The organism is Actinomadura rugatobispora, assembly GCF_042656285.1.
Classification (GTDB): domain Bacteria; phylum Actinomycetota; class Actinomycetes; order Streptosporangiales; family Streptosporangiaceae; genus Spirillospora; species Spirillospora rugatobispora.
The window spans coordinates 43134-69167 of the sequence record NZ_JBHSON010000062.1; the positions used below are offsets into that span (position 1 = coordinate 43134).

Sequence of the window (26034 nt, forward strand, 5' to 3'; positions counted from 1 at the left end):
GAGATCTTCCGTCTGATTGGATCTCCCTCTCCGCTGGGAGAGGGATCTGGCTCGAGCGTGGATCAGCCTGTTGGTCTTGCGCACGCGGGGGTGGTCCACTCAAGGTGAAGTTCCAGCCCTAGGAACACGAGTGATCCCCATGCCTGTGGGGGCAGGCCGTGACGCCAGATGACTCCGGTCTCCCGACGCAGATCCTCCTCACACTCGGGGAGCAATCCACCACACCAGCACTGGCATGCCCACTGCAGCAGGTGGTCTCATGCCTACAGGCATCGTCCGCGACTAAAGACCGGTCTACTTCACGCTGTTAGCGCAGTTATTCCGCGAAGCAATCGTGACAGGGCTTGCGGGTGAGAGTGGGCTCACGGGGGTAGGATCTCAGCAGAGGGCGGAGCTAGGCTCAGTAGGCAAGGCAATTCGCTTATCGGGTTTTCGCTCATCAGGCACGTGCATCTTTGCAGGTCAGTGCAGCGTTCGGGGCGTGTGACCTGAAAGCAGAAGGTTGGCGATTGCGTCCGTCCCTGTCACAAAGTCACCTCCGAGCAGCGGGAATGTGGTCAGGGTTTCTGCCATCTTCAGTTGGTGTGATGGTGCAGGGTGGGATCCTCGGGACGATCACTGTCAGCTGCCGGTAAGCAGCGTGCCCGCCGCCGGTATCCGTGCTCCAAGGGTGACCCTCGGGAAGCTCAGAACGATTAGAGCGGCTTATCACCGGTGGCCGTTCTGTAGATAGGAGGCCTTACCCGCTTGGAGGCTGTGCAGTGCTGCATGTGCGCGACGCCAGACGTATGGGCGGAGGCGGTTGGCGGCTTCGTTGTCGTTGCAGAATTCGAAGGCGCCTAGCTCTTCATCGTTCAGGCTGAGGTTAGCGATCTGGTGCTCATCGAGTACGCCGCCGTCGAAGATGAACATGAGGGAGTCGTCCCAGGGGCCGTGTGGGGGTACCCAGTCGATGCATAGGAGTCGGCCGGGGTGGATGTCGAGGCCCAACTCTTCCTTCAACTCGCGGCGGACGGTCTCTGTTGGTGGTTCGTTGGCTTCGCTCATACCGCCGGGTAGGTCCCAGTCCGGCTTGTACTTCGGGTCTACAAGGAGCAGCCGGCCCGCGGGGTCGCGGATGAGCGCGTCGGCGCCGACGCGCTTGCGTGGTTGGGTGGCGTTGCCCTCGGCGAGATGGGCGCGCCATGCTTCGGGGTCGCGCTCGTAGAGCGGTTCTTCAGGAGACATCGGTTCTCCTCGGCTCATCGCGCAGTGGCGGCGTCGCTGCTCAGCCAACTGTAGAGACCGCGTCGGCTGCGGACGACATCTTCTAGGCAGGGTAGGAAGTCGGCGACCGTGACGTTCGCTCGGTATGGCCTCAGTAGCGCCTGTAGCTCGTCGAGTTGCTGGGTTACGAGGTGAGAGCTCAACCCTTGGATGGCGTCGACGACTTCGCGGGCTTGGGTGCATGCCTCTTCCGGCTGGCCTTGGGCGATGAGCACTGTCACCAGGAGGAGCTTGGCGAAGGCTCGGCTGCGGATGTGGCTGTCGGCGCGCAGCTCGATGATGCGTCGGGCCTGGCGCTCGGCTTCGGTCAGGTGCCCGAGTTGGCGCATGCAGCGAGCGGTTTCGCTGGCCAGCGAACCGGCGTCGAAAGGGCTGACCCATGGTGACGGTACGTCGGAGGGGGAGCGTTCTAGTGCCTTCTCCGCGTCGGTTAGGGCGTCAGTGCAGGCGGCGTGATCGGTGAGCGCTGCCAGGCCGCGTGCTGCCATGGCATAGAGCCGTGCGGAGAGCGCTGGTGCTGGGGGTGCGTCGGCGAGTGCGGTGTGGCCTTGCTGTGCAAGCGCTATGGCGTCTTCCGGTTCGTCCTGGTGCAGGGAGAGGTGGCTCATGCTGGCGTAGATATGGGCGCTGAGCTGGGGGTCCCCGCCCATCTGGGCCAGGTGGAGTGAACGGCCGAAGTGCTGGCGGGCGATGCGGTCGTGGCCAGCGTCGTGAGCCATCCAGCCTGCCATCTCGGTGAAGCCGCCTGCTGCGGTGAAGACGTTGACCCCTCGCTGGGGCGTGTGGCTGCCGAACAACTGGGGCGCGAGCGTGGTTTGCAGATAGCTCGTGACGGTGGGGTAGAGGTGGCCGCCGCCGACCTGGCGGTCTGCCGCGCGGAAGGCGTGCAGTGTCGTCATGTTCGGGTCGTCACTGGACAGCGCCAGGCTGGCAAGCGGGTTGAGTACGGCTTGCTGCACGGCGGCGGGTAGCGATGGAGCGGTGGCTTGCCGGATAGGTGGGGATGTGGCGGGTGGCTGACGGTCTTCTGGGAGCTTGAACCACAGCAGGCAGGATGGAATGCCGAGGGTGCGTGCCCAGGGGATGAGGCGGTCCAGGTCGGTCACTGGTGGGCCGCTCTCGATGCGACTGAGCTGGGTCTGAGTGATGTTGAGCCAGCGGGCGACGATGTCTTGCGGCAGGGCACGCGGGCCGTGGTGGGGATGATGCCGGTACGCCCGGACGACCTGCCCCATGTGCCAGCTGACCAGGGCCGCCCGTAGGGGCTCGGAGCTCCAGAAATCAGCGGGCACGGTCAGTGGCGTGATGAACCGGTCACGCGCTTTCACCTGACACGGAGCGCACCGAACGCCCGGATTGTCCCGAGCGAGACGCGTGCCGCAAGTGTGGCAAATACGCGCATTATCCCCTGTGGTCATAACCGACGGTGGCTTCCTGGGGGTAGTCGATTACGGTCAGTATATGTCGCCTGGTGGTGACTTGTCTCGCCGCTATGCATCGTGCGCATAAACGGTAGGCGGAACCAGCGTAGCCCGGTAGTTCCCCAGGTCGCAGGCTGGTCCTCCACCGCAAAGCACCAACTCACGCGGAGAGAACCATGCGCACGGCTGGCAAGCGAGCTGGAGAGGTTGCCTGCCGGCCGTGTGTTCCCGACGCGGGGTCGATGTCGTTTGTGAATGTCCGCTCCCCCCTGCGGTATTTGCGAGAGCCCTGCTCCGGCATCGGCCCTGCTCCACCCTGGCCGCCAACGCATCGAGGAACGCATCGTGAACACTTGGACGCACCAAAGCGAGCTGACACTCATTGCACTTCCCAATGCCGCGTATTGGGGCCGGCGGCATACCGAGGAGGTCTTGAACCGGTGGAATATGCGTTGCGTGCTCGGCGACGCGAAGCTCGTCATCACCGAGTTCATCAGCAACGCGGTGAAGGCGACCGGCACGCTGGATGTGCAGCAGCAGGAGGCATACGCCAAGGACCCGCTCGCTGTGCCCTCTGCCGAGCTGTCCCAGCTCGAACAGGTGCGGCTGCGGCTGTCGTGCAGGCGGGCTGAACTGCTCGTCGAGGTGTGGGACAGCAGTGACGAACCGCCGGTCGAGCAGCTGCCCGACTTCGAGTCCGAGGGCGGGCGCGGCCTGTTCGTTGTGCGGGCCTTCTGTGAGAAGTGGGGCTGGTACCCGGCGCAGGGCGGCGGCAAAGTGGTATGGGCGGAGCTGCGCGCACCGTGACCTGCGTGCTGGACCTCAGGACTACACCCGGACTCTTGTGGAGATCATCTCGCTGATGCCTCTCGCCATCGAGCCCAATCTGGCACCGGCGACGATTACGGCGGTTCTCGTTCTTGGCCCAGGTGCCGGAAAATTGGGGCGTTTGCCGGCGGGTGAACGGTTTGAGAGTTCGCGGCATCGTGCGTCACGATCTGTTCGTCTTCGGAATGAAAGCGTCTGCGTGACCTAGCATTCATCCAGCCCAGCGCGGGATGCAAGATAGCTGGTAGAGCGCTACCTGTTATGGATAACTTCCGCTCGGAAGATCACACTGGCCAGGTGGGGACCGAGCGCGGTCCCCAAGAGCCGTGAGCGGAGGTACATGGGGAGAGCGAAGCATGAGGACGGCCAGTCAGAGCCGTTGCAGCGTCGGGCGAAGCTCGGTGAAGGGCGACGGAGAGAACGGGAACTGAGAATCCGTGTCAGCGACCAGAAGTACAAAGAGATCCATCAAGCCGCGACACAGGTCGGGCTCGCTTGTAGTGCCTTCGTGGTAAGGACGGTCCGCACTGCGATCCGGGAGCAGCGGCCCTTGGACGGAGCGCTCGCCGCGGTGCATGCCGACCTGCGGAATGCCAGCCGCCAGGTCAACGCGGTCGGCGTCAACCTCAACCAGCTCGTGCGCCATGCCAACACCCACAACGAGGTTTCCGATTCGCTGCCGTGGCTGGCCGCGTACTGCTTCCAGGTCGTGCGGCGGGCTGAAGCGGTCATCGTCGAACTCGGTAGACATCTGCCGTGATCGCCAAGGTCACCCGCGGCACCGATGTCGGCAACCTGCTCCGCTACCTGTACGGGCCGGGCAAGCGGAACGAGCACGTTGATCCACACATCGTTGCCGGATACCGGCACCCAGCCGCACTGGAACCACCCAGACCACCGGGCAGGAAGTACGATCTTCGGTCGCTGGCTGATGCGCTTGGCTCCCCAATGGAGACCCTGCGGGGCAGCCAGCCAGCCGAGCCGGTCTGGCAGTGCTCGCTACGGACGGCTCCCATAGACCGTGCCCTGACCGATGAGGAGTGGGCCGACGCCGCCGAGGAGCTGATGCATCAGACCGGCATCGCACCACGCGGCGATCCGGAGGCCTGCCGCTGGATCGCCGTCCGTCACGCGGACGATCACATTCATGTCGTGGCCACGCTCGCACGGGAAGACGGCCGCCGCCCGAACATCACCCGCGACTACCTCAAAGCGCGGAAGGCATGCCAGGTCGTCGAGCAACGGTACGGCCTGTGCCGCACCGCGCCCGCGGACCGGACGGCGGCGCCGCGTCCTACGCGCGCCGAGACGGAACGCGCGCAGCGCGCCGGCTTGAAGGAGCCGCCTCGCGTCACCTTGCGCCGACAGGTCGCTGCAGTCGCCGGATCCTCTGACAGCGAGGAAGCCTTCTTTGCTGGACTGCGTGAGCGCGGGTTGTCGGTCCGGCTGAGATTCAGTGTCCGGACGCCGGGAGAGGTTACGGGCTACGCCGTGGCGGTGCCCGATTACACGAACTCGTCAGGTGCGCCGATCTACTTCTCGGGCGGCAAACTCGCCGCTGACCTCACCCTGCCCAAGCTGCGTCACCGGTGGGGGGACGACGCCGCCCGCGAGCCGGATGCCCGATCGCACAGGTGGACACGACGGGCAGTGGCCGACTATGAGGTGCGGGTTGGCGCTTACCGGGAGGCTGCTCGGGTGGCCGGGACGGCGGCCTGGCAGATGCGCGCACTCTGCGATCCACGTGTTCGTGCCGATCTCGCAGCGGCGGCGTCCGACGTCCTGCACGTGACCGCGGACATCACCGGAAACCGCGAACTGGCCAAAGCCGCCGACTTCTACGATCGCGCCGCCCGGGAACCCTACGGCCGTCCACCACCGGTCACGCCGTATGGGGGCGCCCTGCGTTCCGCTGCGCGGATGCTCGCCGCCGCCAACATCCACCAGGGCGATCGACGTGACCAAAGAAGGGACCTCACGGTCGACCTGCTATTCCTGATAGCGAACCTCGCCGACCTCATCGAATCGGCCGCCGAGCATCGCCTCGCCCAACACCGCCTCGCACAGGCCGACGCTGCTCGCCGAGCTGCAAGTCGGCTCCACACCATCCGTCAGCTGGCGTCTGGATCAGCCTCCCCGGCACCACCGCGCGTCGCAGACCTCGCTGAGGAGGCCCGGACGACGGCACGTCTTGCGGCCAGCTCCTTCCCGGTGCCGCTGGCCGACGGGTTGGGCTCGACGGCCGTACCGGCCCCTCGACTGGCCAAGGAGTCACCGCGTCCAAGGGGCGTGCCCAGGCGCTGAGCGGCAGGGGGCGAGACTCGCCGATGCGCTCGCAGTGGTGGAGCCATGATCACCCTAAGTGCACAATGACGGAGCGTAAACAATGTCATGAAACGGCAGAGCGTCTAGCTGCCGCTCCTCGAGAGGAAGGACGGGCCATGTTCACGATCAGCTCTGGCTCTCCCAGAGAGGGCCTGCACCTCAAGGAGTGCATTCATGACCTACGACCGAGGCAAGACCGGTCGTGACGTCCAAGCGGACTGCGAGACTGAGCAAATCGCTCACGAACTGGAAAGGGTCGTCCGGTCGCTGAACCGGGCCGTCGGTGAACCTCGCGGTCTGGATGGGGCGGCAACCGTCCACGTGGTGTTGGACGCCGTCTCGGCAGCCGCCTCCGGCCTCGATCAACCCCTACAGCAACTCGAGCGCTTCCTGGCGCGCCAGCACGCGGATGGGCGCCTCGTCCATAACTCTGGCGCGAATCTCGACGAGGCGCTCGGCGCCTGCAGCCGCTCCATCCTTCACGCTCGTCATCTGGGCGCGGGGTGTGGCGAAGCGGTCAACCAAGCGCGAAGCGCGATCGACCATGTCCGTGGCACGGGCCTGTCGGCAGTCGGTGCACCGTCGTCCTACAACATCGCTGGCGAAACGGCATCCACGGCCTCGGGAGGCGGGCAACGGGCGAGATGGTTCAGAGGCCTCAGGAAGGGGGCCTGAGCCGTGAAGCAGATGAGCCACGAGGAGCTTCTCGCCCTGCCCACCACGATCAGCATCGAGACCGCCGCACGCGCCATCGGGTTCGGGCGGACGCGTGCTTACGAGTTGGCCCGCCGCGAGCAGTTCCCCTGCAAGGTCATCCGGGTGGGGGTCAGCTACCGGGTCGTGACGGTTGACCTCCGGCGCCTGCTCGGGATCGAGCCGAGCTAGCGAGACGTCCGCAGGCTGAAGGTCCGGTTCTCCGTTGGGAGCCGGACCTTCGGTGTTGAGGGCGCGTGGTTGTCCCCCGTACCGATCTCTGCTGGGGGCGGTCAGACCTTGATCACGAAGGTTCGCAGATGAACCAGGATGCCGCTCAGGCGTGCCCGATCCCAGTGACAAATGGGTGACAAATGATCTTGGGAGGGGCGGTCAAGACCGCCCTGCGAGGCTCTGACCTGGGGGAACGGTGGAGCGGGCGACGGGAATCGAACCCGCGTAGCCAGTTTGGAAGACTGGGGCTCTACCATTGAGCTACGCCCGCTTGGGGTCGGCGGCGGCCTGGCGGGGCCGGCACGTCGATCGCCATCCGTAGAGTACAGGGTTTCGGGGGTGCTCGGGTCCGGGTGGTAATGGGCGAGGCGTTCGGGGCTGATCGGCACTACACTGCTCGGGTCAGACGGGCTGTGGCGCAGTTTGGTAGCGCACCGGCTTTGGGTGCCGGGGGCCGTGGGTTCAAATCCCGCCAGCCCGACGTAGGTCAGAGGCCCTGTTCTCCTTTGGGGGACGGGGCCTCGGCTGTGTCCGGCCTACGTTGGTCTCGGGGCTTCCTGGGGACGGTGGCGTGTGTTCAGGTTGCGGTATGCGTGCGGGCATCGTTGTCGTTTGCTTGTTGCTGGCCGGGTGTGAGAGTGGGGCCCCGTTGCTCGTCCTCCGGTTGCCTCCTCGCCTGGGGTGAGTGTTCCGACTGAGAGGTTTCAGGGTGCTTGGCGCGCAGAGGGTTCGGCTGCCTGAGGACGAGGGGAATGCGGAGCGCATGCGCACGTGTGCCTCGCTGCTCATGCCTGGAGAGGTTGTGCGGATTGAAGGGCAGTGCGTTCCAGGCATGCCTGGCTCGGCACGGGGTGAAGTTGCCGGCTGAGGGTGAGTGGCTGCGGATCGACCGGCGTGAGGAATCCGTGATGGACTCGGCGCTCAAGCAGTGTTCATGACAAGGCGAAGAGCCTTTCCCAGGTTTCGGCGTTGACGGTGCCTGTTTGCGGGATTCCCTCGCGTTCCTGGAAGGCGATGACGGCGTCGCGGGTGATGGGGCCCAGTTCGCCGTCGCCGTTGAGCTGGGTTCCGCTGATCATGTTGAGGCGCATCTGGACGCGCTTGACGTCGATCTCGGCGAGCGTGCCGGGGAAGGGGCGGGTTCCGGCGACGAGATCCCAGGCGGCCGAGGCGGCGTCGCCTGCGCGGGTGCAGAACCAGAGCCTGAACACGGGGCCCGTTGGTGCGGTCTCGGTTGTCGCGAGCAGTTCGCCTCCGGCGCCTCCGACGCGGCCTTCTGGAGACGGCATCTCCCGGGGCACCAGACGCATCTGGGCGTTCTCTTTTGACTCGAAGACGGCGCCGGGGCCGCTGCGGCTGATGGCGTGGAGGCCGAACCCGGCGTCGCTCGTGCCCAGGACTCCCGTGCTGGTGCGGCTGTCCCCGTGACTGCCGATTCCGGTGCGGCTCATGCCCAGGGTCGCGGTGTTGCTGTCGCTCATCCCGTGGACGCCGAAGCCGGATCCGCTCTTGCCGAAGACGCCGGTGCCCGAGCCTGTTCCGAGGGAGTCGAGGTTGACCTCGGCCGGTGGCACGTTGAGGTTCATGAGGTCGTTGGTGTTGGTGACGCTCGCCCCGACGACACCGATGCGCTGCCCGAATCCGGTTCCCAGTACGCCGAACTGGGAGAAACGGCCATGGCCGTACAGGCCCGCGACTCCGCCGCCACTGGTCTGTCCCACGACGCCGCACCGGCGGGCGTTCACCCGGAGGCCGAATTGGAAGCCCGTGTCGTCGGAGGAGAGGGTCGAGAACGCCGTCTGCGGGAATCCCGAGTCGGCGAATGGGGGGCCCATCGCGGTGAACTGATCGTCATGCATTTGCGATTCTCCCTTTTCTCTTGTGGTGCGGCCGTGCCCGCTGAGGTGCAGGGCAAAACGGGGTGTTGCCGCTTCCGGTCGGCCGTGCCCCTTGAAAAGCGGGTGCGCGGGTAGGGGAGGAAGATCCAGGATGGGGGGCGTGGTCGAGGTCACCAATGTGCTGCTGGCGGGGGTCGTGGGGTCCACGGCCTATGGGCTGGCGACGCCGGAGTCGGACGTGGACAGGCTGGCGGTCTTCGCGGCGCCGACGGCGCTGTTCCACGGGCTGCGGCCGCCGACCGGGAGGCAGGCGACGAAGGTCACCACGAACCCGGACGTCACCCAGCATGAAGCGGGCAAGTTCGCGAGCTTGTGCCTGGGGGTCAATCCGTCTGTGACGGAGCTGCTGTGGCTTGAGGAGTACGAGACCCGGACGGGGTTGGGGGACCGGCTGATCGGGATCAGGGCGGCGTTCCTGTCGGCGCCCCGGGTGCGGGACGCCTATCTCGGGTACGCGGTGTCGCAGTTTCGTCGGTTGGAGGGCCGCGGGGACGGGTCGTTCTCGGCGGACACGCGGAAGCGGACGGCCAAGCACGCCCGGCATCTGGCCAGGCTCGTCCACCAAGGGCTGGAGCTGTACCGGACGGGCCTGCTCACGGTGCGGCTGGCCGAGCCGCAGTGGTACCGGGACTTCGGCGAGCGGGTGGCCGGGGGCGAACTGGACGAGGCGAAGGCGGTCCTGGCCAAGGCGGAGCAGGACTTCGACGCGGCCTCCACGCCGCTGCCGGAGCGTCCTGACGAGGGCGCCGTGGAGGAGTGGCTGCTCCAGGTGCGGGCGGCCTTCCTCTAGCGGGACGGGCCGGGCGCGACGGCGGTCTTGGCGAGATCACCGGCCCGGACGCGGTCCAGGACGGTGGACACGCTGGTGACCACCTCGTCGAGGTTCTCGCGCAGCGCGTCGGCGGAGGCCCGGTAGTCCTCGGGGGAGTCGACCTCGGCGGCCTCCAGGAGCGGGACGGCGTCGGCGAGCTGAGATTCCAGCCAGCCGATGGGGTCGGCGGTCAGGTCCTCGCTGAAGACGCGCCGCCCCGGCTCGTTGTCGGCCATCCCGGGGTGGTGGTGCATGCGGTCCTTGGTGCCGGGGCCGTTCGCGGCGGTCTCCAGGAAGTCGGCCCGCCAGACGGCGCGGTCGGCCACCACCCGCTGGGAGGCGTTGATCGAGCCGCGCCACGGCTCCGGGTCGAGCAGCCGCAGCTCGACCCGGACGCCGCGTTCGCGCCCGCCGCGGACCGGGTCGGGGTCGATCAGGAACACGTCCTCCACCGTCACTCCGAGACCGCCGAAGCAGAACACACGCAGCACGCCTGACTCCTTTCGCCCGATAAGTCGGACGATACGCCAGGGGGCGCAGCAATCAAGGTGTCAGGAGATCGCGCGCGGAGCGGGCCGCCAGGCCGAGCGCCTCGTCCAGCCGCTCGGGGCGGCGTCCGCCCGCGTTCGCGATCGGGCCCCGGCCGCCCGTGCCGCCTCCGAGGGCCGCCGCGGCTTCCCTCAGCAGCGACGAGGCGGTGCCGGACGTCGCATCGGTGAGCGCGGCGACGAGGGTCGCCTTGGCGCCGGAACGCGTTCCCAGGATCACCGCGCCCGGCTCGGTGCGCGGGCGTCGCGCCAGCACGTCGGCGGCGAGCGTGCGGAGGTCGCCGGTGTCCGGGACGATCGCGCTGATCAGCCAGCCGCCCGGCAGCTGCTCGGGGCCGTCCGCCAGCCGGCGCGCCAGCGCGGCGCGCTCGGCGTCGCGGAGCGCGTCCAGGTGGCGGCGGGTCTCGGCGAGCAGGTCGAGCCGCTGCCGCAGCCGCGCCGGGGCCTGGTCCGGCGGGACGTTCAGCAGCGCCGCCAGCTCGGCGAGCAGCGCGTGCTCGTGGTCGTGGTGGCGCAACGCGTCCGCGCCGGCCAGCGCCTCGATCCGGCGCAGCCCGGTGCCGATGGACGACTCGCCCACGATGTGCACGGGCCCGGCCTGCGCGCCGTGCCCGACATGGGTGCCGCCGCACAGCTCGCGGGACGCGTCGCCGATGTCGACGATCCGGACGCGGTCCCCGTATCTCTCGCCGAACATGGCGGTCGCGCCCGCCGCCTCCGCCTCGTCCCGGGTCGCCTCCCAGGCCCGGACCCCGGGATCGTCGAGCAGGTAGTCGTTCACGAGGGTCTGGACGGGGCCGGTGTCGACCGGGGCGAAGTGCGCGAAGTCGAACCGCAGCCGTCCGGGCTCCACGCGGGAGCCGCGCTGCGCCGCGTGGTCGCCGAGGACGCGGCGGAGCATCGCGTGCAGCACGTGCGTCGCGCTGTGCGAGCGCGCCGTGGCGTCCCGGCGCGCCGCGTCCACGACCGCCTCCGCCTCCTCGCCCGCGCGGACGGCGCCCTGGGCGACCCGCGCGGTGTGCACGTGCAGGCCGTCCAGTCCGGGACGGGTGTCGAGGACCTCCAGCACCGCGCCGCCGGAGGTCCGCACGGTGCCGGTGTCGCCGACCTGCCCGCCGCCCTCCGCGTAGAACGGGCTGCGGTCCAGGATCAGCTCGACCTCCTGGCCTTCGGACGCCTCCGGGACAGGCCCCGAGCCGTCCAGGAGCGCGACCACCCGGCCCTCGGACGCCGTCGTGCCGTACCCGACGAAGGAGGTGAGGCCGTGCCGGGCGACGACGTCCCGGTAGAGGTCGCGGCGCGCCACCGCGCCGCCCTTGCGCTCGCGCCCGGCCTGGTGCGCCTGCCGCCGCTGCTCCTCCAGCAGTTCGGCGAACGCGTCCGCGTCCACGGTCAGCCCCGCCGAACGCGCCGCGTCCACGGTCAGGTCGACGGGGAAGCCGTAGGTGTCGTGCAGCTCGAACGCCGTGCGCCCTGGCAGCACCGCCGAGCCCGACGAGTGTGCCGCCGTGATCGCCGAGTCGAGCAGCCGGGACCCCTGCCGCAGCGTCCGGCCGAACGCCTCCTCCTCCGCCGCGCACACCCGGCCGATCAGCGTGCGGTGGCGCTCCAGTTCCGGCCACGCCTGGCCGAGGGTGTCCACGACGCTGCCGGCCAGCGAGGGCAGCACCGGGTCGTCGACGCCGAGCAGCCGCGCGTGCCGGATCGCGCGGCGCATCAGCCGCCGCAGCACGTAGCCGCGCCCGTCCCGCGCCGGCAGCACCCCGTCGGCGACGAGGAACGCGACCGACCGCGCGTGCTCGGCCGCCACCCGGAACGACAGCGACTCCTCGCCGCCGTCCCGCCCCGGGTAGGGGCGCCCCGCCAGTTCCTGGACGAGCCGCAGCGTCGGCGCCAGCAGGTCGGTCTCGCACAGAGTGCCGGCGCCCTGCAGGACCGCCGCGAGCCGGTCCAGGCCCAGGCCGGTGTCGATGCTCCTGGCGGGCAGCTCGCCGACGATCGGGTAGCCCTCCTTCGCCGGTCCCTCGCCCCGGACGTTCTGCATGAACACGAGGTTCCAGAGCTCCAGGTAGCGCTCGCCGTCCACCGCCGGGCCGCCCTCGGGGCCGAACGCCGGGCCCCGGTCGTAGTGCAGCTCCGACGACGGCCCGCACGGCCCCGGGACGCCCATCGACCAGTAGTTGTCGGCCATCCCGAGCCGCTGGATCCGGCCGGCCGGACGCCGATCCGCCGCCACAGCCGCTCGGCCTCCCCGTCGTCGGTGTAGACGGTGGCCCACAGCCGCTCCGGCTCCAGCCCGAACCCCCGGGTGAGCAGCTCCCAGGCCCAGGCGATCGCCTCCTCCTTGAAGTAGTCGCCGAAGGAGAAGTTGCCGAGCATCTCGAAGAACGTGGAGTGCCGCGCGGTGCGGCCCACGTTGTCGATGTCGGAGGTGCGCGCGCACTTCTGCGCGGTCGCCGCCCGGCGGTGCCCGGGGACGGACTGGCCGAGGAAGCACGGCTTGAACTGGTCCATGCCCGCGCCCGTCAGCAGCAGCGTGGGATCGGACGGGACGAGCGGGCTGGACGGTACGACGCGATGGTCGCGCGCCGCGAAGAAGTCGAGGAACGTGCGACGGATGTCAGCGGAGAGCATGGAACGGCCTCACGAGGTCGATGGGACGACGGCGCACACCGCCGAGCCGGGCCGGGCACGGCTGCCCGCTCCCCAGCTCGGCGCGGCTAGCTCGCCGCCCCACCTCGTGGAAGGCCATGCGCGTCAAATTACCTCGCGTTCACGATCACGCGCACCCGATTATGGGCCCATGCCCCCCGACCCCGATCCGCCTCCCGGGCCTGACTCCGACGCCGTCCCGGAGTCGCTTCTCGGCGCCGAGCGCGTGCCGGTGCGGTACGACTACGTGGGGCCGTCCGACATCAGGGCGCGGGTGCGGCCGGGGGAGGGCGGGGCGCCGATTCGCTCCCCCGGTGACGTGCGGGCGTGGCTCGAGGGGCGGGAGCCGGGCGAGCGCGGCGAGCCGTTCACCTACGTGGTCGACCTCGGCGGGACGCTCCGGCTCGCGCCGCGGCGCAGCGAGCACGTGGCGTGCGCGGGCGGCGGGCCCGTCCTGGCCGCCGGTGAGATCACCTTCGACGCGTCCGGCCCGGCCGTGGTCGAGGTCAGCAACCAGTCCACGGGCTACTGCCCCGGCGTGGAGTGCTGGCCCGAGGTCGCCGCCGCGCTGGACGGGGCGGGCCTGCGGCGGCGGCCGGACGGCTTCACCCACCCGTTCGTGTTCCGCCGGTGCGGCGCGTGCGGCGAGCTCAACCTCGTGAAGGACGCCCACTACGTCTGCGCCGTCTGCGACGCCGACCTGCCCGAAGGTCCGGAGGAGGGCTTCAGGACGTCCTGAAGCCCTCCGGGCCGGCCTCGTCCGCCGCGCGGGCGTCGTAGTCGGCGCGGGCCTCCTCGATCAGGTCCACGTGCGCCTCGGCCCAGATGATGAACGCCGAGGCGGCCTCCAGGAGGGTCTTGCCGAGCGGGGTGAGCGCGTACTCCACGTGCGGCGGCATCACCGGGTACATGGTCCGGATCACGATGCCGTCGCGCTCCAGCGTGCGCAGCGTGACCGTCAGCATCCGCTGGCTGATGCCGTCGATCGTCCGGCGCAGCTCGCCGAACCGCATGGTCCGGTCGGCGAGGACCGCCAGCACCTGCAGCGACCACTTGTCGCCGACCCGGTCCAGGACCTCCCGTCCCCGGCACGTGGGCGCGTACATCGTCCCGGTGGTGAGCGCGCCCGCCGGGACGGACGGCCCGGGACCGTGCTCGACGCTGCTGTTCTGCATGGTTATCTCCAGGTGACCAGGGCAGGTGAAAGTGCCTTCTTGCGCCGTACGCGGGGTCTCCGCACGATGGGAACGGTTCCTTTCCGGAAGCGACGTACCGACCGGAACCAGGGAACTGAACGGAACCTTCTTACTGTGCAGAACCGCTCCAAGGAGACACCATGACGACCGACGTTGTCGAGATCCCCGGCTATGTCGCCGGAACCTGGACCATCGACCCCGTGCACTCCACCGTCGGCTTCACCATCCGCCATCTCATGGTCAGCAAGGTCCGCGGCCGGTTCGGGGCGTTCGAGGGCCAGGTGGTCACCGGGGCGGACCCGCTGGAGTCGGAGGTCACCGCGACCATCGACCTGAGCTCGATCGACACCGGCAACGCCCAGCGCGACGAGCACGTCCGGTCGGCCGACTTCCTGGACGTGGAGAAGCACCCGAGCATGACCTTCCGCTCCACCGGCGTGCGGGCGGCGGGCTCGGCGTTCCTCCTGGACGGCGAGCTCACGCTGCGCGGCGTGACCCGGCCGGTGACGCTGGACCTGGAGATCGAGGGCTTCGGACCGGACCCGTTCCGCACCGACGACCCGTTCAAGGGCGCCCGGGCCGGGTTCACCGCCAGCACGGAGATCAACCGGCTGGACTTCAAGGTCGGCGACGCGTCCACGGTCCCGGGCGGCGCGCTGGCCCTCGGCGAGAAGGTGCAGATCGTGCTGGAGATCCAGGCCGCCCTGGACACCGACGCTCCCGCTTGATCACGAAGAAGTCATCACCTCGTCGCCGGCCAGGGGTTGGAACGGCGCTCGGTTCCCGCGATCGTGGTTCTTTCGGGGGAATCGCGTAGATCGCCGGGCCGGGCCGTGGCCGCTGGGACGAGGGGGCGCGCATGCCGAGGGGACCGTCCGAACCTCCGCCACCGCCGCCGTCCCCGTCCGAGCCGGGACCTTCCCCGGCGGTCCGGCGCGGGGCCCGGCTGGCCGCGCCCTGGATCGTGGGCGGGCTCACCGCGGTGATCACCGCCGTCACCACCTCGCTGGAGTCCCTGGCCCTGCCCGAGTCCGCCCGGGCGGCCGTGATCGGCGGCGTCGCGGTGCTGGCCGGGCTCGCCGCCTGGGGCGGCCAGACCGGATTCCCCCAGGTCGGGGGCGGCGGCCAGGGCAGCGGGGGCGGTGCGGACGAGCCGGCCCCGCCGGTGGTCCCCGCCCAGCTGCCGCCGGTGACCGCGCACTTCACGGGGCGTGGGCGGTCGCTGGCGCGGCTGCGCCGGGCGTTCGCCCCCGAGGCCCGCTCGCCCGTCGCGCCGCTGGTGGTGTCGGTGCACGGCCCGGCCGGGGTGGGCAAGTCGGCGCTGGCCGCCCGGTTCGCGCACGAGATCGCCGGCGACCACCCCGACGGCCAGCTCTACTTCGACCTGCGCGGCGAACCGCCCTCCGGCGAGACCGGGCCCGAGCCCGAGGAGGCTCAGGTCCGGCCCGAGGAGGTCTTGATCGGCTTCCTGCTGGCGCTGGGCGTGCGGCTCACCACCGACCCCGGCGGCCTGCAGGAGCTGCGCAAACTGTGGTGGACGTGGGCGCGCGACCGCCGCCTTCTCGTCCTGCTGGACAACGCGCACGACGGCGACCAGGTGCAGGCGCTGCTCCCGCCCGCCGGGGGCTGCGCGGTGCTGGTCACCTCGCGGCAGCCGCTCTACCTCCGCAACACCCTCGATCTGCGGCTGCACGAGTTCACCGAGGCGCACGGCGTGGAGCTGCTGCGGCGGCTGGCCGGGGACGGCCGGGTGGCCGCCGACCCGGAGTCGGCGGCGGCGATCGTGGAGCTGTGCGGCCGCCTGCCGCTGGCCATCAGCATCTGCGGCGGGCGGCTCGCGGCCCGGGAGGGCTGGACGCTGCGCGAGATGGCCGGCCGCCTCCAGGACGAGCGGCGCCGCCGCCTGGACGAGCTGGAGGTCGCCCGCAACATCGACAGCAGCGTCCGCGCCAGCCTCCAGCTCAGCTACGACGACTGCACCCGCACCCAGCGGCGACTGCTGCGGGCGCTGGGACTGCTGGCGGCGCCGGACGTGCAGGCGTGGGTGGCGGGCGCGCTGCTGGACGTCTCCGACCTCGAGGGCGGCGACCACCTGGAGGCGCTGGTGGACGCCCAGCTCGTGGAGTGCACCGGCACCGACGCCACCGGCCGGATGCGCTACCGCCTGCACGACCTGGTCCGGCTGTACGCGCGCGAGCAGGCCGAGCGCGAGGACTCCGGCGACGAGCGCAGCGCCGCCATCGAACGCGTCCTGGACGGCTACCGGGAGCGGGCCGAGGCGGTCGCCGCCCACCGCTGGCCGCAGGACTGGCACCGCCGCTCGGGGCCCGGCACCGGGACGGGCGGGGGCGCGGCGCCGACCGTCCCGGAGCACACCGCGACCGACTGGCTGAGCAGCGAGCGGCCCGCCCTGCTGGCGCTGCTCGACCAGGCCGCGGAGCGGGAGATGTGGGGGCTGGTGTGGCGCCTCGGCCGGGCTTCCTGCTCGCTGTTCCACTCGCTGCGGGTGTTCTGGCAGGAGTGGCGGACGGTCGCCGAGCTGACCTGGACGGCCGCGCGGCGCCTGGACGACGGCCGCTCGCTGGGCATCGCGCTGCTCGAACGGGCCACGGTGATGAGCGGCCGGGGCCAGTCCGAGCGGGCGCTGGCCGACCAGACCGAGGCCCTGGAGATCTTCACCGGGCTGCGCGAGACCTGGTGGCGGGCCCGTGCGCTGCGCGCCGTGGGGATGAGCCTGCGGGACGCGGGCAACATCGACGAGGGCCAGCGCTACCTGCTGGAGGCGATCGAGACGTTCCAGCGGGAGGGCGACCCGTGGTGGCAGGCCCGTACCCAGCGCAACCTGGCCGAGCTCAGGCTCGCCCAGCGGCGTTCGGAGGAGGCCAGGCAACTCCTGGAGGAGGCGCTGGACGTCTTCCACCGCAACGGCAACCGCTATTCCGAGGCCCAGACGCTGCGCGCGCTCGGCGAAGTCCTGGCCACGGAGGGGCGGGCCCTGTACGCGGCAGGCGACCATGCCGCCGCGGAGACCAGGTTCAGTCTCGCCGCGCCCGCCCTGGAACGGGCTGCCGAGGCGTTCCGTTTCCGGCGCGAGCAGTGGGAGGAGGCCCGCTGCCTGCGCGCCGCCGGGGAGGTAGGGGATCCGCGCAACGGCCTGCGCGAGCTCATCTTCGTCCGGCAGGCCAAGGAGATGCTCGAAGGGCTCGGCGACACCTGGGGCGTGGCGCGCACGCGGGTCTCGGAGGGGCGGGCGTACGGGCGGCTGGACCGGCACGACGAGGCCGCGGACTCGGTGCGCCAGGCCATCGAGGTCTTCGACGAGCTCGGTGACCGCTGGTGGCAGGCGCGCAGCAGGCGCTCCCTGGCCGAGGTGCTGATCGGCGCGGGCCGCAACGAGGAGGCGCGCGAGCCCGCGGCCCAGGCCCTGGAGATGTACCGCAGCCTGGGCAACACCGCCGGAGAGAGCCGAGCCCGCGACGTCCTGGCCCGCGCCTCCGGCTCCGCGCCCTGAGCGTTGCTGGTGGGCGGCCTGTCAGGTCAGGAGGGGTGGGAGGTCGGCGAGTGTCGTGATGCGCGGTACCTCGTGGTCGCCGCCCTCCTCGGTCTGGCCGGAGTCGGGGCGGGGCATGCCGGGTGCGGCGGGGCCGGGCCGGTCGAGCCAGATGCCGTGCAGCCCGGCGGCCCGGGCGCCGAGCGCGTCGGTGGCCAGCCGGTCGCCGACGTACGCGGTGCGCGCGGGCGCCGTCCCGGCGGTGCGGCAGGCGAGGTGGAAGATCTCCGGGGCGGGCTTGGCGGCGCCCGCCTCCTCGGAGATGACCAGGTGCGGGAAGCGGCCGGTCAGCCCGATCCCCGCGATCTTGGCGCGCTGCTGGGGGCCGTTGCCGTTGGTGATGATGCCGAGCACCGGCGGCCCGGGCAGCGCGGCGAGCGCGTCCAGGCAGGCGGCCGCGTCGGCGAAGAGGGTCCAGCGCTCCTCGTACCGCTCCAGGTATCCGGCGAGCCAGGCGTCGGCGCGCGGGGCGTCCCAGTCGCCCAGGCCCAGCTCGGCCGCCAGCATCGTGATCCGCGTCCGCCGCTGCTCGGCGAAGGACAGCTCGCCCGCCAGGTAGCGCAGGTAGACCAGCTCTTCCAGCTCGATCCAGCGGCGGGCCACGTGCCCGGGGTCGGCCTCGGGCAGGGACGCGGCCGCCGCCCCGGCCGCCGCGGCGCCGTGGTCGAACAGCGTCCCGTCGAGGTCGAACAGGACGGCCTCGATCCCCGATTCCGCGTTCACTGCCGCCCCTTCCGGTGGTCGTGGAGGAAGTTCAGGAGCGCGGCCGTCAGCTCGGCCGGGGCGTCCTCCTGGACGAGGTGCCCCGCGCCCTCGATCAGCCGCAGCCGCGCGCCCGGGATCGCGGCGGCCAGCTCGTGCGCCTTCTCCACCGGGATCCAGGAGTCGTCGGCGCCCCAGCACACCAGCACGGGGATGCCGATCTCCCCGTACCGGACCTGGATCTCGTCGGTGAAGCGCTGGTCGGCCTGCGCGATCTGGCGGTAGAACGCGGGCTGCCCGGCCTCGCCGAGCCAGGGCTCCACGAGGGCGGCCAGCGTGGCCGGGTGCAGGCCGGGGGAGCTCGCCGAGGTGACGTACTCGCGGGCGAGCGCCCGGTGCAGCGCGGGCGGGAGCTGCTCGAACACGGCGGCGTTGGCGCCGACCAGCCGGAAGAACGGGGACCCCCACGGCGCCAGCGCGACCGGGTCGACGACGGCGAGCGCGCGGTAGCGGGCGCCGTGCAGCAGGTGGGCGCGCAGGGCGACCGCGCCGCCGAAGTCGTGCGCGACGACCAGCGGCTCGTCCAGGCCCCAGTGCTCCAGCAGCCCGGTGAACACGCGGCCCTGGGCGGCGAGGGAGACGTCCTGGCCGGGCGCCTTCTCGGACGCGCCGTACCCGGGCATGTCCCACACGTGCACCCGGTGCCCGGCCGCCGCGAGGGCACGGCCGACGTGCCGCCACACGTAGGACGAGAACGGCGTACCGTGCAGCAGCACGAGCGGCTCGCCGCCGGGGTCGCCGAACGCGGCCCAGCGCACCTCGCCCGAGGTGCTCGCGTACGTCCCGTCCAGTTTCCAGTCGGCCAACACTGCCCCCTGATCGCGTCGTACCCGCCCGGCGATTGTGTCAGCCGGGACCGACGGAACGGGCCCCCGGTCGCCGTCCGGCGGCGACCAGGGGCCCGTCGGCGGGTCAGCCCAGCCCGTTGCGCATCGCGGTGATCAGCTCACCTCCGGTGGTGTCGCCGCTCAGCTCCCAGAAGAAGGACCCGGCCAGCCCCTGGTTCTTGGCGTAGGTCATCTTCCCGCCGATGGAGCCCGGGGTGTCGTAGCTCCACCACTGGGCGCCGCACTTGGCGTACGCGGTGCCCGCGACGGTGCCGGTGGACGGGCAGCGGTTCTTGAGGACCTTGTAGTCCTCGATGCCCTGCTCGTAGGTGCCGGGGGCGGGTCCGGTGGCCGTGCCGCCGGGCGCGCTCTGGGTGACGCCCGTCCAGCCGCGCCCGTAGAAGCCGATCCCCAGGAGCAGCTTGCTCGCGGGCACGCCCTTGGACCTGAGCTTCTGGATCGCCGCGTCGGAGTGGAAGCCCTGCGTGGGGATCCCGTTGTAGGTGGTCAGCGGGGAGTGCGGGGCGGTGGGCCCGCCGGCCGCCCAGGCGCCGAAGAAGTCGTAGGTCATCGGCAGGTACCAGTCGACGTACTGCGCCGCCCCGCCGTAGTCCGCGGCGTCGATCTTGCCGCCCGCGGTGCCGTCGGCGGTGATCGCCGCGGTGACCAGGTTGCTCGAGCCGAACCGCGACCGCAGCGCCGACATCAGGTTCCGGAACGCCGCCGGCCCGCTGGTGTCGCAGGTCAGCCCGCAGGCGTTGGGGTACTCCCAGTCGATGTCGATGCCGTCGAACACGTCCGCCCAGCGCGGGTCCTCGACCAGCCGGTGGCAGGACTCGGCGAACGCGGCCGGGTTGGCGGCGGCCTGGCCGAAGCCGCCCGACCAGGTCCAGCCGCCGAACGACCAGATCACCTTCAGGTGCGGGTGCTTCTTCTTGAGCTTGCGGAGCTGGTTGAAGCTGCCGCGCAGGGCCCCGGCGTCCCAGGTGTCGGCCTGGCCGTCGACGCTCTCGCCCGCCTGGTAGAAGCGGTCGTAGTCGGCGTAGCCGTCGCCGATGGCGCACTGGCCGTTCTGGACGTTGCCGAACGCGTAGTTGATGTGGGTCAGCTTGGATGCCGAGCCGCTGGTGTCGATGTTCTTGACGTGGTAGTTGCGCTGGTAGACGCCCCACTGCGCGAAGTAGCCGATCACCTTGCGCGCGCCCGGGCCGGGACCTGGACCGGGATCCGGGTCGGGGTCGGGGTCCGGGTCGGGGTCCGGGTCGGGGTCGGGCTGGCCGCCCGAGCCGTCGCAGGCGCCGCCGTTGACCGTGCAGCCGGAGATCCAGCCGGGGCCGGTCCCGCCGAATCCGAAACTGGCCGTCGCGCCCGCGGCGAGCGTGCCGTTCCAGCCGGCGTTGGCGAAGGTGTGGCGGGTGCCGGAGACGCTGCGGGTGGCGTCCCACGCGGAGGTGACGGTCGTCCCGGCGGGCAGGTCGAAGGCGACCTTCCAGCCGGAGAGGGAGCTCGCGGTCCCGTTGGTGATCGTGCACCGGCCCTCGAAGCCGGTGCCCCAGTCGGAGGTCTTGGTGCAGGCGGCGGTGACCGCCGCCGCCGTCGCCGGTGGCGCGCCTGCCAGCGCCGCGCCCGCCGCGATCGTCAGTGCGCCGGCGAGCGCGAGGGCCCGCCGTCCGCCCGGTCTGGACATGGTTCTCCGTTCAGCTCGGCCCCCGAACCCAACAGCAAACCCCGCTCTCTCTTAGGAAAGTTTCCTAAGAGTTGGCGCGATGGTAACCGGGCGGGGACGCACCGGCAAGGGCCCCGGAGCCGCTGGTCGCGGCACCACCGGAGGGGCCGCCGGGTGGTCTGCGCGGCGGCCTGCGGACGTACGGCCGGACCCGCCGCACGAAGAAAAAAGAAAGAACGCGGAGTGCCCGCGCGGGCGTCAGGCGCCCAGGTAGGCCAGGACGGCCAGCACCCGCCGGTTGTCGTCCTCCGACGGCGGCAGGCTCAGCTTGCTGAAGATGTTGTTGGTGTGCTTGCTGATCGCCTTCTCGGTCACGAACAGCGCCGACGCGATCGCCGCGTTCGACCGGCCCTCGGCCATCAGCCCCAGCACCTCGCGCTCACGCGGGGTCAGCGCCCGCAGCGGCTCCTCGCGGGCGTGCCGGGTCAGCAGCTGGGCCACCACGTCCGGATCCAGCGCGGTGCCGCCCGCGGCCACCCGGCGCACCGCGTCCACGAACTGGCTCACGTCCGACACCCGGTCCTTCAGCAGGTAGCCGATCCCGCCGGTGCTGTCGGACAGCAGCTCCCGCGCGTACAGCTGCTCCACATGCTGGGACAGCACCAGCACCGGCAGGCCCGGGATCTCCTTGCGCGCCTCCAGCGCCGCCTTCAGCCCCTCGTCGGTGAACGTCGGCGGGAGCCGCACGTCCACCACCGCCACGTCCGGACGGTGCGTCGTCAGCGCCCGCAGCAGCGAGGGCCCGTTGTCGACCGCCTCCACGACCTCGAACCGGAAGGCCTCCAGCAGGCGGATCAGCCCGTCCCGGAGGAGGGCGAGATCCTCGGCGATGACAACGCGCACGGCAGCTCCATGGTCACGACGGTCGGCCCTCCGGGCGGGCTCGTCACGGCCATCGTCCCATCGAACGCGGCCAGGCGCCGTTCGATGCCCCGCATGCCGCTGCCCGCCCCGGGGTCGGCGCCGCCCTCGCCGTCGTCCCCGACGATCAGCTGCAGCCGGTCGGAGCGGTACTCGACCTGCACCCAGGCCCGGGACGCGCCGCTGTGCTTGACCACGTTGGCCAGCATCTCGGCGACCGCGAAGTAGGCGGCCGACTCCACCGGGGCGTCGGCCCGTCCGGGCAGCTCGATCCGCACGTCCACGGGCAGCGGCAGGGACAGCGCCAGCGCCTGCACCGCGCCGTCCAGGCCGCGTTCGGCCAGCACCGGAGGATGGATCCCGCGGACCAGGTCGCGCAGCTCCGTCAGCGCCTTCCCGCTGGCCGACCGGGCCTCCGTCAGCAGCTCCTGCGCCGCCTGCGGATCGTGCTTCATCAGCTCCTCGGCCAGCCCGATGTTCATGCTCAGCGCCACCAGCCGGGCCTGCGCGCCGTCGTGCAGGTCCCGCTCGATCCGGCGCAGCTCGGCCGCGGAGGCGTCCACGGTCTCGGTCCGGGTCTCGGTCAGCTCCTGCACCCGCTCGGCCAGTGCCGTCCGCGCGGGCGACAGCAGCGCCTGGGTGAACAGCGCGTGCCCCTTGAGGATGCGCGGAGCCGCCGGGAGCGCGAACGCCGTCAGCGCCGCCCCCAAGCCCATCGACCCGGCGATGCCCACCGCCCCCCAGTCCTCCAGCGGCCAGAACGGGCCCCAGCCGTAGAAGGTGATCTGGCCGAGCCAGGGAGCCACCACGACGCCTTCGACGCCGTACACCAGCAGCGAGGCCGGCAGCAGCCCCAGCAGCATCCCGAGCGGCATGTTCAGGACGAGCCACAGCAGGTCGCGCCACGTCGCCGGATCGCCCAGCAGCCACTTCAGGAGCCGGAACAGGTTGTTCCCCCGCTCGGGACGGGGGCGGTAGGGCACCGGGACCGGCACGGCCGACCACTCCGCCGCCCACACCCGCTGGAGGTTGGCGAGCGCCCGGACGGCCAGCAGCACCAGCGGCGTCAGCACGATCCCGATCCCGAGCGGGATGAACGCGATCGACAGCACCGCCAGCACGAACAGCGGGATGCCCGCCCCCAGCGACAGCACCGCCTGGATCAGCCCGCGCAGGCCGGTGAGCAGGCCCGTCTTGATGATCTGGCGGGTGCGCTCGTCGTCGATCATCGGCTCCTCCACGGGCGGGTTCGGCAGGCTCGGCGGGGGTCGGCAAGGTCCGCAACGGACCAAGGCCCGTGCGCGGCGGGCGCGGGGCGTCCCGCCGGCTCCTCCATTGTGGCTGCGCGATCCCGCTTCCTCAGTGGTGCTAGGTCCACCAGTCTGGTGGAGTGCGGGAGAAGGCCAGGGGGAAGCGGTACGTGATGCTGGATCCGGACGGGACGCTCGGCGACTGGCTGGCGGTCGTCGTCCGGGCGGCCACCGGCGTCGTCTACGAGCAGGAGTACGGCGGCACGGCCCGCCGCCAGGGCGCCGTCGAGGGCTACCTCGTGCAGGTGGGGACCCGCGACCCGGGCACCGGCCGCGAGAGCCTGCGCGAGCTCCGCGCCCTCTTCCGGCGCGAGACCGCCGGCGGCGGCGCGTTCGGCGACCCGCCCGGGCGGCCCTCCGCGGCGTACGAGAGGCTGTGCTCGGCGGTCGCCTCCGTGAACTTCTGGGCCTCGTCCCCCGTACCGGACGGGGAGGCCCGCCGGTCACCGCTGGCCGTCGACGAGGAGAGGCTGCGCGAACTGGACGACGCGTGGGTCCCGGTCCGCACGCCCGACGGCCCCGGCGTCCTGCTCTGGAACGGCGCCCGCTGAGGTAGCTTCCGGGCCGTCCACCAGGGCGGTTTCCGCGGCGCCTGCCAGCGCGGCCGCGGAGGCGACTTCCGAGGTGACGCGACAAGCGGCCCGGTTCCCTGCACAATGCATGGGCGAACCTACAGGGGAGAAAGCGAATCCACACCGTGACCGCATCCATCAGCCAGACACCCACCGGCCCGGGCGCCGACGACGGCGACGAGGCCGCCGCGACCGCACCGGCGGCCGCTCCGCAGGAGGCGCCGGCGGCACCGCCGTCTGACGCCCCGTCCATCACCGGGCGGATCGCGGCCGAGCTCGGCGTCAAGGAGGGCCAGGTACGGGTCGCCGTCGACCTGCTCGACGGCGGCGCCACGGTGCCGTTCATCGCCCGCTACCGCAAGGAGGCCACCGGCACCCTCGACGACGCCCAGCTGCGCGCGCTCGAGGAGCGCCTGCGCTACCTGCGCGAGCTGGACGAGCGGCGCGCGGCGATCCTGGAGTCGATCGAGTCCCAGGGCAAGCTCACCGACGAGCTGCGCGCGCAGATCATGGCGGCCGAGTCCAAGGCCCGGCTGGAGGACATCTACCTCCCGTACAAGCCCAAGCGCCGCACCAAGGCGCAGATCGCCCGCGAGGCGGGGCTGGAGCCGCTGGCCGACCTGCTGCTGGGCGACCCCTCGCACGACCCCAAGGCCGCCGCCGCCGGGTACGTCGACGCCGAGAAGGGCGTCGCGGACGAGAACGCCGCGCTGGAGGGCGCCCGCGCCATCCTCGTCGAGCGCTTCGCCGAGGACGCCGACCTGATCGGCGCGCTGCGGGAGCGGATGTGGACGCGGGGCCGCATGCTGTCCCGGGTGCGCGAGGGCAAGGAGGAGGCGGGCGCCAAGTTCGCCGACTACTTCGAGTTCGCCGAGCCGTTCGCCAAGCTGCCCTCGCACCGCATCCTCGCGCTGTTCCGCGGCGAGAAGGAGGAGGTCCTCGATCTCGACCTGGAGCCCGAGGAGGGCGGCGAGGACGCCGAGGCCGCCGGTCCGGGAGGCCGCACCTCCTACGAGGTCGAGATCGCCGCGCGGTTCGGCATCACCGACCAGGGCCGTCCCGCCGACCGCTGGCTGTCCGACGCGGTGCGCTGGGCGTGGCGCACCCGCGTCCTGGTCCACCTGGGCATCGACCTGCGCACCCGGCTGCGGCAGGACGCCGAGGACGAGGCCGTCCGGGTGTTCGCCGCCAACCTCAAGGACCTGCTGCTGGCCGCGCCCGCCGGCACCCGCACCACCATGGGCCTGGACCCGGGCCTGCGCACCGGCGTCAAGGTCGCCGTCGTGGACGCCACCGGCAAGGTCGTGGCCACCGAGACGATCTACCCGCACGAGCCGAAGCGGCGCTGGGACGAGTCCATCGAGACCCTCGCCAAGCTGGCCCGCGCCCACTCGGTCGACCTGATCGCCATCGGCAACGGCACCGCGTCCAGGGAGACCGACAAGCTCGCCGCCGACCTGATCGCGCGCCACTCCGACCTGCGGCTCACCAAGGTCATGGTGTCGGAGGCGGGCGCGTCGGTGTACTCGGCCTCCGCCTACGCCTCCCGCGAGCTGCCCGGCATGGACGTCTCGCTGCGCGGCGCGGTGTCCATCGCCCGGCGGCTGCAGGACCCGCTGGCCGAGCTGGTCAAGATCGACCCCAAGTCGATCGGGGTCGGGCAGTACCAGCACGACGTGTCGGAGGTGAAGCTGTCCCGGTCGCTGGACGCCGTCGTCGAGGACGCGGTGAACGCGGTGGGCGTGGACGTCAACACCGCCTCCGCGCCGCTGCTGACGCGCGTCTCGGGCATCGCCGAGGGGCTGGCGGAGAACATCGTCGCCCACCGCGACGAGCACGGCCCGTTCCGCAGCCGGACCGGGCTGAAGGAGGTGCCGCGCCTCGGGCCGAAGGCGTTCGAGCAGTGCGCGGGCTTCCTGCGGATCCCGGGCGGGGACGACCCGCTGGACGCCTCCAGCGTGCACCCCGAGGCCTACCCGGTGGCGCGCCGGATCGTGGACGCGTCCGGCGGCGACATCCGCGGGCTGATCGGCAACACGGCGACGCTGCGCGGGCTGCGGCCGCAGGACTTCGTGGACGACACCTTCGGGCTGCCGACCGTGACCGACATCCTGGCCGAGCTGGAGAAGCCCGGCCGTGACCCGCGCCCGGCGTTCCGGACGGCCGAGTTCAAGGAGGGCGTGGAGAAGCCCGCCGACCTGGAGCCGGGCATGGTCCTGGAGGGGGTCGTGACGAACGTCGCCGCGTTCGGGGCGTTCGTGGACGTCGGCGTGCACCAGGACGGCCTGGTGCACATCTCGGCGATGTCGGACCGGTACGTGGAGGACCCGCGCGACGTGGTCAAGCCCGGCGACATCGTCCGGGTGAAGGTCCTGGACGTGGACCTGAAGCGCAAGCGGATCTCGCTCACCCTGCGGCTGGACGACTCGTCCCGCGCGGGCGGCGGCGGCGAGCGCGGGGAGCGCGGCGGGCCGTCCGGGCGCGGCGGCGGGCAGCAGCGCCAGGGCGGCCGCGGCGGCCACGGCGGCGGCCCAGGCGGCGGCCAGGGCGGCGG

The 26034-nt window shown here is 71.5% G+C and carries 22 protein-coding genes, 2 tRNA genes and 1 pseudogene; 12 read left to right on the top strand and 13 right to left on the bottom strand.

The window, feature by feature from the left end; genetic code table 11:
* Positions 1–708: 708 nt before the first annotated feature.
* Together ACFPZN_RS35950 and ACFPZN_RS35955 are read right to left on the bottom strand one after the other, a co-directional pair.
* Positions 709–1227, bottom strand: a complete 519-nt coding sequence (locus ACFPZN_RS35950) for an NUDIX domain-containing protein (protein WP_378286911.1) — start codon at positions 1225–1227, stop codon at positions 709–711.
* 14 nt (positions 1228–1241) lie between these two features.
* Positions 1242–2594 carry a helix-turn-helix domain-containing protein gene (locus tag ACFPZN_RS35955; RefSeq protein ID WP_378286912.1) on the bottom strand — a complete coding sequence of 451 codons (1353 nt, stop codon included), beginning with the start codon at positions 2592–2594 and terminating at the stop codon, positions 1242–1244.
* 438 nt (positions 2595–3032) lie between these two features.
* On the opposite strand from ACFPZN_RS35955, the gene ACFPZN_RS35960 reads away from it, so the two are divergent.
* The 5 genes from ACFPZN_RS35960 (at position 3033) to ACFPZN_RS35980 (ending at position 6725) form a co-directional block, all read left to right on the top strand.
* Positions 3033–3494: an ATP-binding protein gene (locus ACFPZN_RS35960; RefSeq protein ID WP_378286913.1), complete on the top strand. Its 462-nt coding sequence runs from the start codon at positions 3033–3035 to the stop codon at positions 3492–3494.
* A gap of 361 nt (positions 3495–3855) precedes the next feature.
* Complete coding sequence (locus tag ACFPZN_RS35965) at positions 3856–4275, top strand: plasmid mobilization relaxosome protein MobC (RefSeq protein WP_378286914.1); 420 nt, start codon at positions 3856–3858, stop codon at positions 4273–4275.
* On the top strand, positions 4272–5819 hold the full coding sequence (locus ACFPZN_RS35970) for a relaxase/mobilization nuclease domain-containing protein (RefSeq protein WP_378286915.1): 1548 nt from the start codon (positions 4272–4274) through the stop codon (positions 5817–5819). The genes ACFPZN_RS35965 and ACFPZN_RS35970 overlap by 4 nt, the downstream gene beginning before the upstream one ends.
* Before the next feature lie 195 nt (positions 5820–6014).
* Positions 6015–6515 carry a hypothetical protein gene (locus tag ACFPZN_RS35975; RefSeq protein ID WP_378286916.1) on the top strand — a complete coding sequence of 167 codons (501 nt, stop codon included), beginning with the start codon at positions 6015–6017 and terminating at the stop codon, positions 6513–6515.
* Positions 6516–6527: 12 nt separating this feature from the next.
* Entirely contained in the window at positions 6528–6725 is a 198-nt protein-coding gene (locus ACFPZN_RS35980) for a DNA-binding protein (RefSeq protein WP_378286932.1), read from the top strand.
* Between the two features lie 239 nt (positions 6726–6964).
* On the opposite strand, the gene ACFPZN_RS35985 is transcribed toward ACFPZN_RS35980, so the two are convergent.
* Positions 6965–7038: transfer RNA gene (locus ACFPZN_RS35985), tRNA-Gly, on the bottom strand.
* A gap of 136 nt (positions 7039–7174) precedes the next feature.
* Here ACFPZN_RS35985 and ACFPZN_RS35990 point away from each other — a divergent pair.
* Positions 7175–7248 (top strand) — tRNA-Pro (locus ACFPZN_RS35990).
* A 451-nt stretch (positions 7249–7699) separates the two neighbouring features.
* On the opposite strand, the gene ACFPZN_RS35995 is transcribed toward ACFPZN_RS35990, so the two are convergent.
* Positions 7700–8779, bottom strand: coding sequence for a peptidoglycan-binding domain-containing protein (locus ACFPZN_RS35995; RefSeq protein ID WP_378286917.1), 1080 nt, complete (start codon positions 8777–8779; stop codon positions 7700–7702).
* Here ACFPZN_RS35995 and ACFPZN_RS36000 point away from each other — a divergent pair.
* Complete coding sequence (locus tag ACFPZN_RS36000; RefSeq protein WP_378286918.1) at positions 8766–9455, top strand: nucleotidyltransferase domain-containing protein; 690 nt, start codon at positions 8766–8768, stop codon at positions 9453–9455. The genes ACFPZN_RS35995 and ACFPZN_RS36000 overlap by 14 nt on opposite strands.
* Here the strand turns inward: ACFPZN_RS36000 and ACFPZN_RS36005 are convergent.
* The 3 genes and pseudogenes from ACFPZN_RS36005 to ACFPZN_RS36015 all read right to left on the bottom strand — a co-directional run.
* On the bottom strand, positions 9452–9967 hold the full coding sequence (locus ACFPZN_RS36005) for a hypothetical protein (protein ID WP_378286919.1): 516 nt from the start codon (positions 9965–9967) through the stop codon (positions 9452–9454). The genes ACFPZN_RS36000 and ACFPZN_RS36005 overlap by 4 nt on opposite strands.
* Before the next feature lie 52 nt (positions 9968–10019).
* Positions 10020–12260, bottom strand: a complete 2241-nt coding sequence (gene alaS / locus ACFPZN_RS36010; protein ID WP_378286920.1) for an alanine--tRNA ligase — start codon at positions 12258–12260, stop codon at positions 10020–10022.
* A 44-nt stretch (positions 12261–12304) separates the two neighbouring features.
* Positions 12305–12658 (bottom strand): annotated as a pseudogene (locus ACFPZN_RS36015) (alanine--tRNA ligase-related protein); the annotation flags it as partial.
* Positions 12659–12827: 169 nt separating this feature from the next.
* Between ACFPZN_RS36015 and ACFPZN_RS36020 the strand changes: the two are divergent.
* Positions 12828–13415 carry a hypothetical protein gene (locus tag ACFPZN_RS36020; protein ID WP_378286921.1) on the top strand — a complete coding sequence of 196 codons (588 nt, stop codon included), beginning with the start codon at positions 12828–12830 and terminating at the stop codon, positions 13413–13415.
* Here ACFPZN_RS36020 and ACFPZN_RS36025 read toward each other — a convergent pair.
* The gene (locus ACFPZN_RS36025) at positions 13402–13851 is read right to left on the bottom strand and encodes a winged helix-turn-helix transcriptional regulator (protein ID WP_378286922.1); all 450 of its coding nucleotides are present in this window, start codon (positions 13849–13851) and stop codon (positions 13402–13404) included. The two genes, ACFPZN_RS36020 and ACFPZN_RS36025, sit on opposite strands and share 14 nt — an antisense overlap.
* A gap of 161 nt (positions 13852–14012) precedes the next feature.
* Between ACFPZN_RS36025 and ACFPZN_RS36030 the strand changes: the two genes are divergently transcribed.
* Positions 14013–14600 (top strand): YceI family protein, encoded by a 588-nt coding sequence (locus tag ACFPZN_RS36030; RefSeq protein ID WP_378286923.1) that lies wholly within the window; start codon positions 14013–14015, stop codon positions 14598–14600.
* A 131-nt stretch (positions 14601–14731) separates the two neighbouring features.
* Positions 14732–17383 carry an ATP-binding protein gene (locus ACFPZN_RS36035; RefSeq protein WP_378286924.1) on the top strand — a complete coding sequence of 884 codons (2652 nt, stop codon included), beginning with the start codon at positions 14732–14734 and terminating at the stop codon, positions 17381–17383.
* 21 nt (positions 17384–17404) lie between these two features.
* Here ACFPZN_RS36035 and ACFPZN_RS36040 read toward each other — a convergent pair whose 3' ends face one another.
* The 5 genes from ACFPZN_RS36040 to ACFPZN_RS36060 form a co-directional block, all read right to left on the bottom strand.
* The gene (locus ACFPZN_RS36040) at positions 17405–18145 is read right to left on the bottom strand and encodes an HAD family hydrolase (protein ID WP_378286925.1); all 741 of its coding nucleotides are present in this window, start codon (positions 18143–18145) and stop codon (positions 17405–17407) included.
* Entirely contained in the window at positions 18142–18990 is an 849-nt protein-coding gene (locus ACFPZN_RS36045) for an alpha/beta fold hydrolase (protein WP_378286926.1), read from the bottom strand. The genes ACFPZN_RS36040 and ACFPZN_RS36045 overlap by 4 nt, the downstream gene beginning before the upstream one ends.
* Before the next feature lie 106 nt (positions 18991–19096).
* On the bottom strand, positions 19097–20698 hold the full coding sequence (locus tag ACFPZN_RS36050; RefSeq protein WP_378286927.1) for a glycosyl hydrolase family 18 protein: 1602 nt from the start codon (positions 20696–20698) through the stop codon (positions 19097–19099).
* A 237-nt stretch (positions 20699–20935) separates the two neighbouring features.
* The gene (locus ACFPZN_RS36055) at positions 20936–21580 is read right to left on the bottom strand and encodes a LuxR C-terminal-related transcriptional regulator (protein ID WP_378286928.1); all 645 of its coding nucleotides are present in this window, start codon (positions 21578–21580) and stop codon (positions 20936–20938) included.
* Positions 21532–22827 (bottom strand): sensor histidine kinase, encoded by a 1296-nt coding sequence (locus ACFPZN_RS36060; RefSeq protein ID WP_378286929.1) that lies wholly within the window; start codon positions 22825–22827, stop codon positions 21532–21534. The genes ACFPZN_RS36055 and ACFPZN_RS36060 overlap by 49 nt, the downstream gene beginning before the upstream one ends.
* Positions 22828–22988: 161 nt before the next feature.
* Between ACFPZN_RS36060 and ACFPZN_RS36065 the strand changes: the two genes are divergently transcribed.
* Both ACFPZN_RS36065 and ACFPZN_RS36070 read left to right on the top strand, forming a co-directional pair.
* Entirely contained in the window at positions 22989–23459 is a 471-nt protein-coding gene (locus ACFPZN_RS36065) for a DUF6210 family protein (RefSeq protein ID WP_378286930.1), read from the top strand.
* A 272-nt stretch (positions 23460–23731) separates the two neighbouring features.
* Positions 23732–26034: Tex family protein (locus ACFPZN_RS36070; protein WP_378286933.1), on the top strand; the 2303-nt coding region annotated here is incomplete at its 3' end.

Coding starts and splice junctions, on each gene's coding strand:
- ACFPZN_RS35950 (WP_378286911.1), bottom strand. CDS start 1,227: ATGTCTCCTGAAGAACCGCTCTACGAGCGCGACCCCGAAGCATGGCGC.
- ACFPZN_RS35965 (WP_378286914.1), top strand. CDS start 3,856: ATGGGGAGAGCGAAGCATGAGGACGGCCAGTCAGAGCCGTTGCAGCGT.
- ACFPZN_RS35975 (WP_378286916.1), top strand. CDS start 6,015: ATGACCTACGACCGAGGCAAGACCGGTCGTGACGTCCAAGCGGACTGC.
- ACFPZN_RS35980 (WP_378286932.1), top strand. CDS start 6,528: ATGAGCCACGAGGAGCTTCTCGCCCTGCCCACCACGATCAGCATCGAG.
- ACFPZN_RS36020 (WP_378286921.1), top strand. CDS start 12,828: ATGCCCCCCGACCCCGATCCGCCTCCCGGGCCTGACTCCGACGCCGTC.
- ACFPZN_RS36025 (WP_378286922.1), bottom strand. CDS start 13,851: ATGCAGAACAGCAGCGTCGAGCACGGTCCCGGGCCGTCCGTCCCGGCG.
- ACFPZN_RS36030 (WP_378286923.1), top strand. CDS start 14,013: ATGACGACCGACGTTGTCGAGATCCCCGGCTATGTCGCCGGAACCTGG.
- ACFPZN_RS36035 (WP_378286924.1), top strand. CDS start 14,732: ATGCCGAGGGGACCGTCCGAACCTCCGCCACCGCCGCCGTCCCCGTCC.
- ACFPZN_RS36050 (WP_378286927.1), bottom strand. CDS start 20,698: ATGTCCAGACCGGGCGGACGGCGGGCCCTCGCGCTCGCCGGCGCACTG.
- ACFPZN_RS36060 (WP_378286929.1), bottom strand. CDS start 22,827: ATGATCGACGACGAGCGCACCCGCCAGATCATCAAGACGGGCCTGCTC.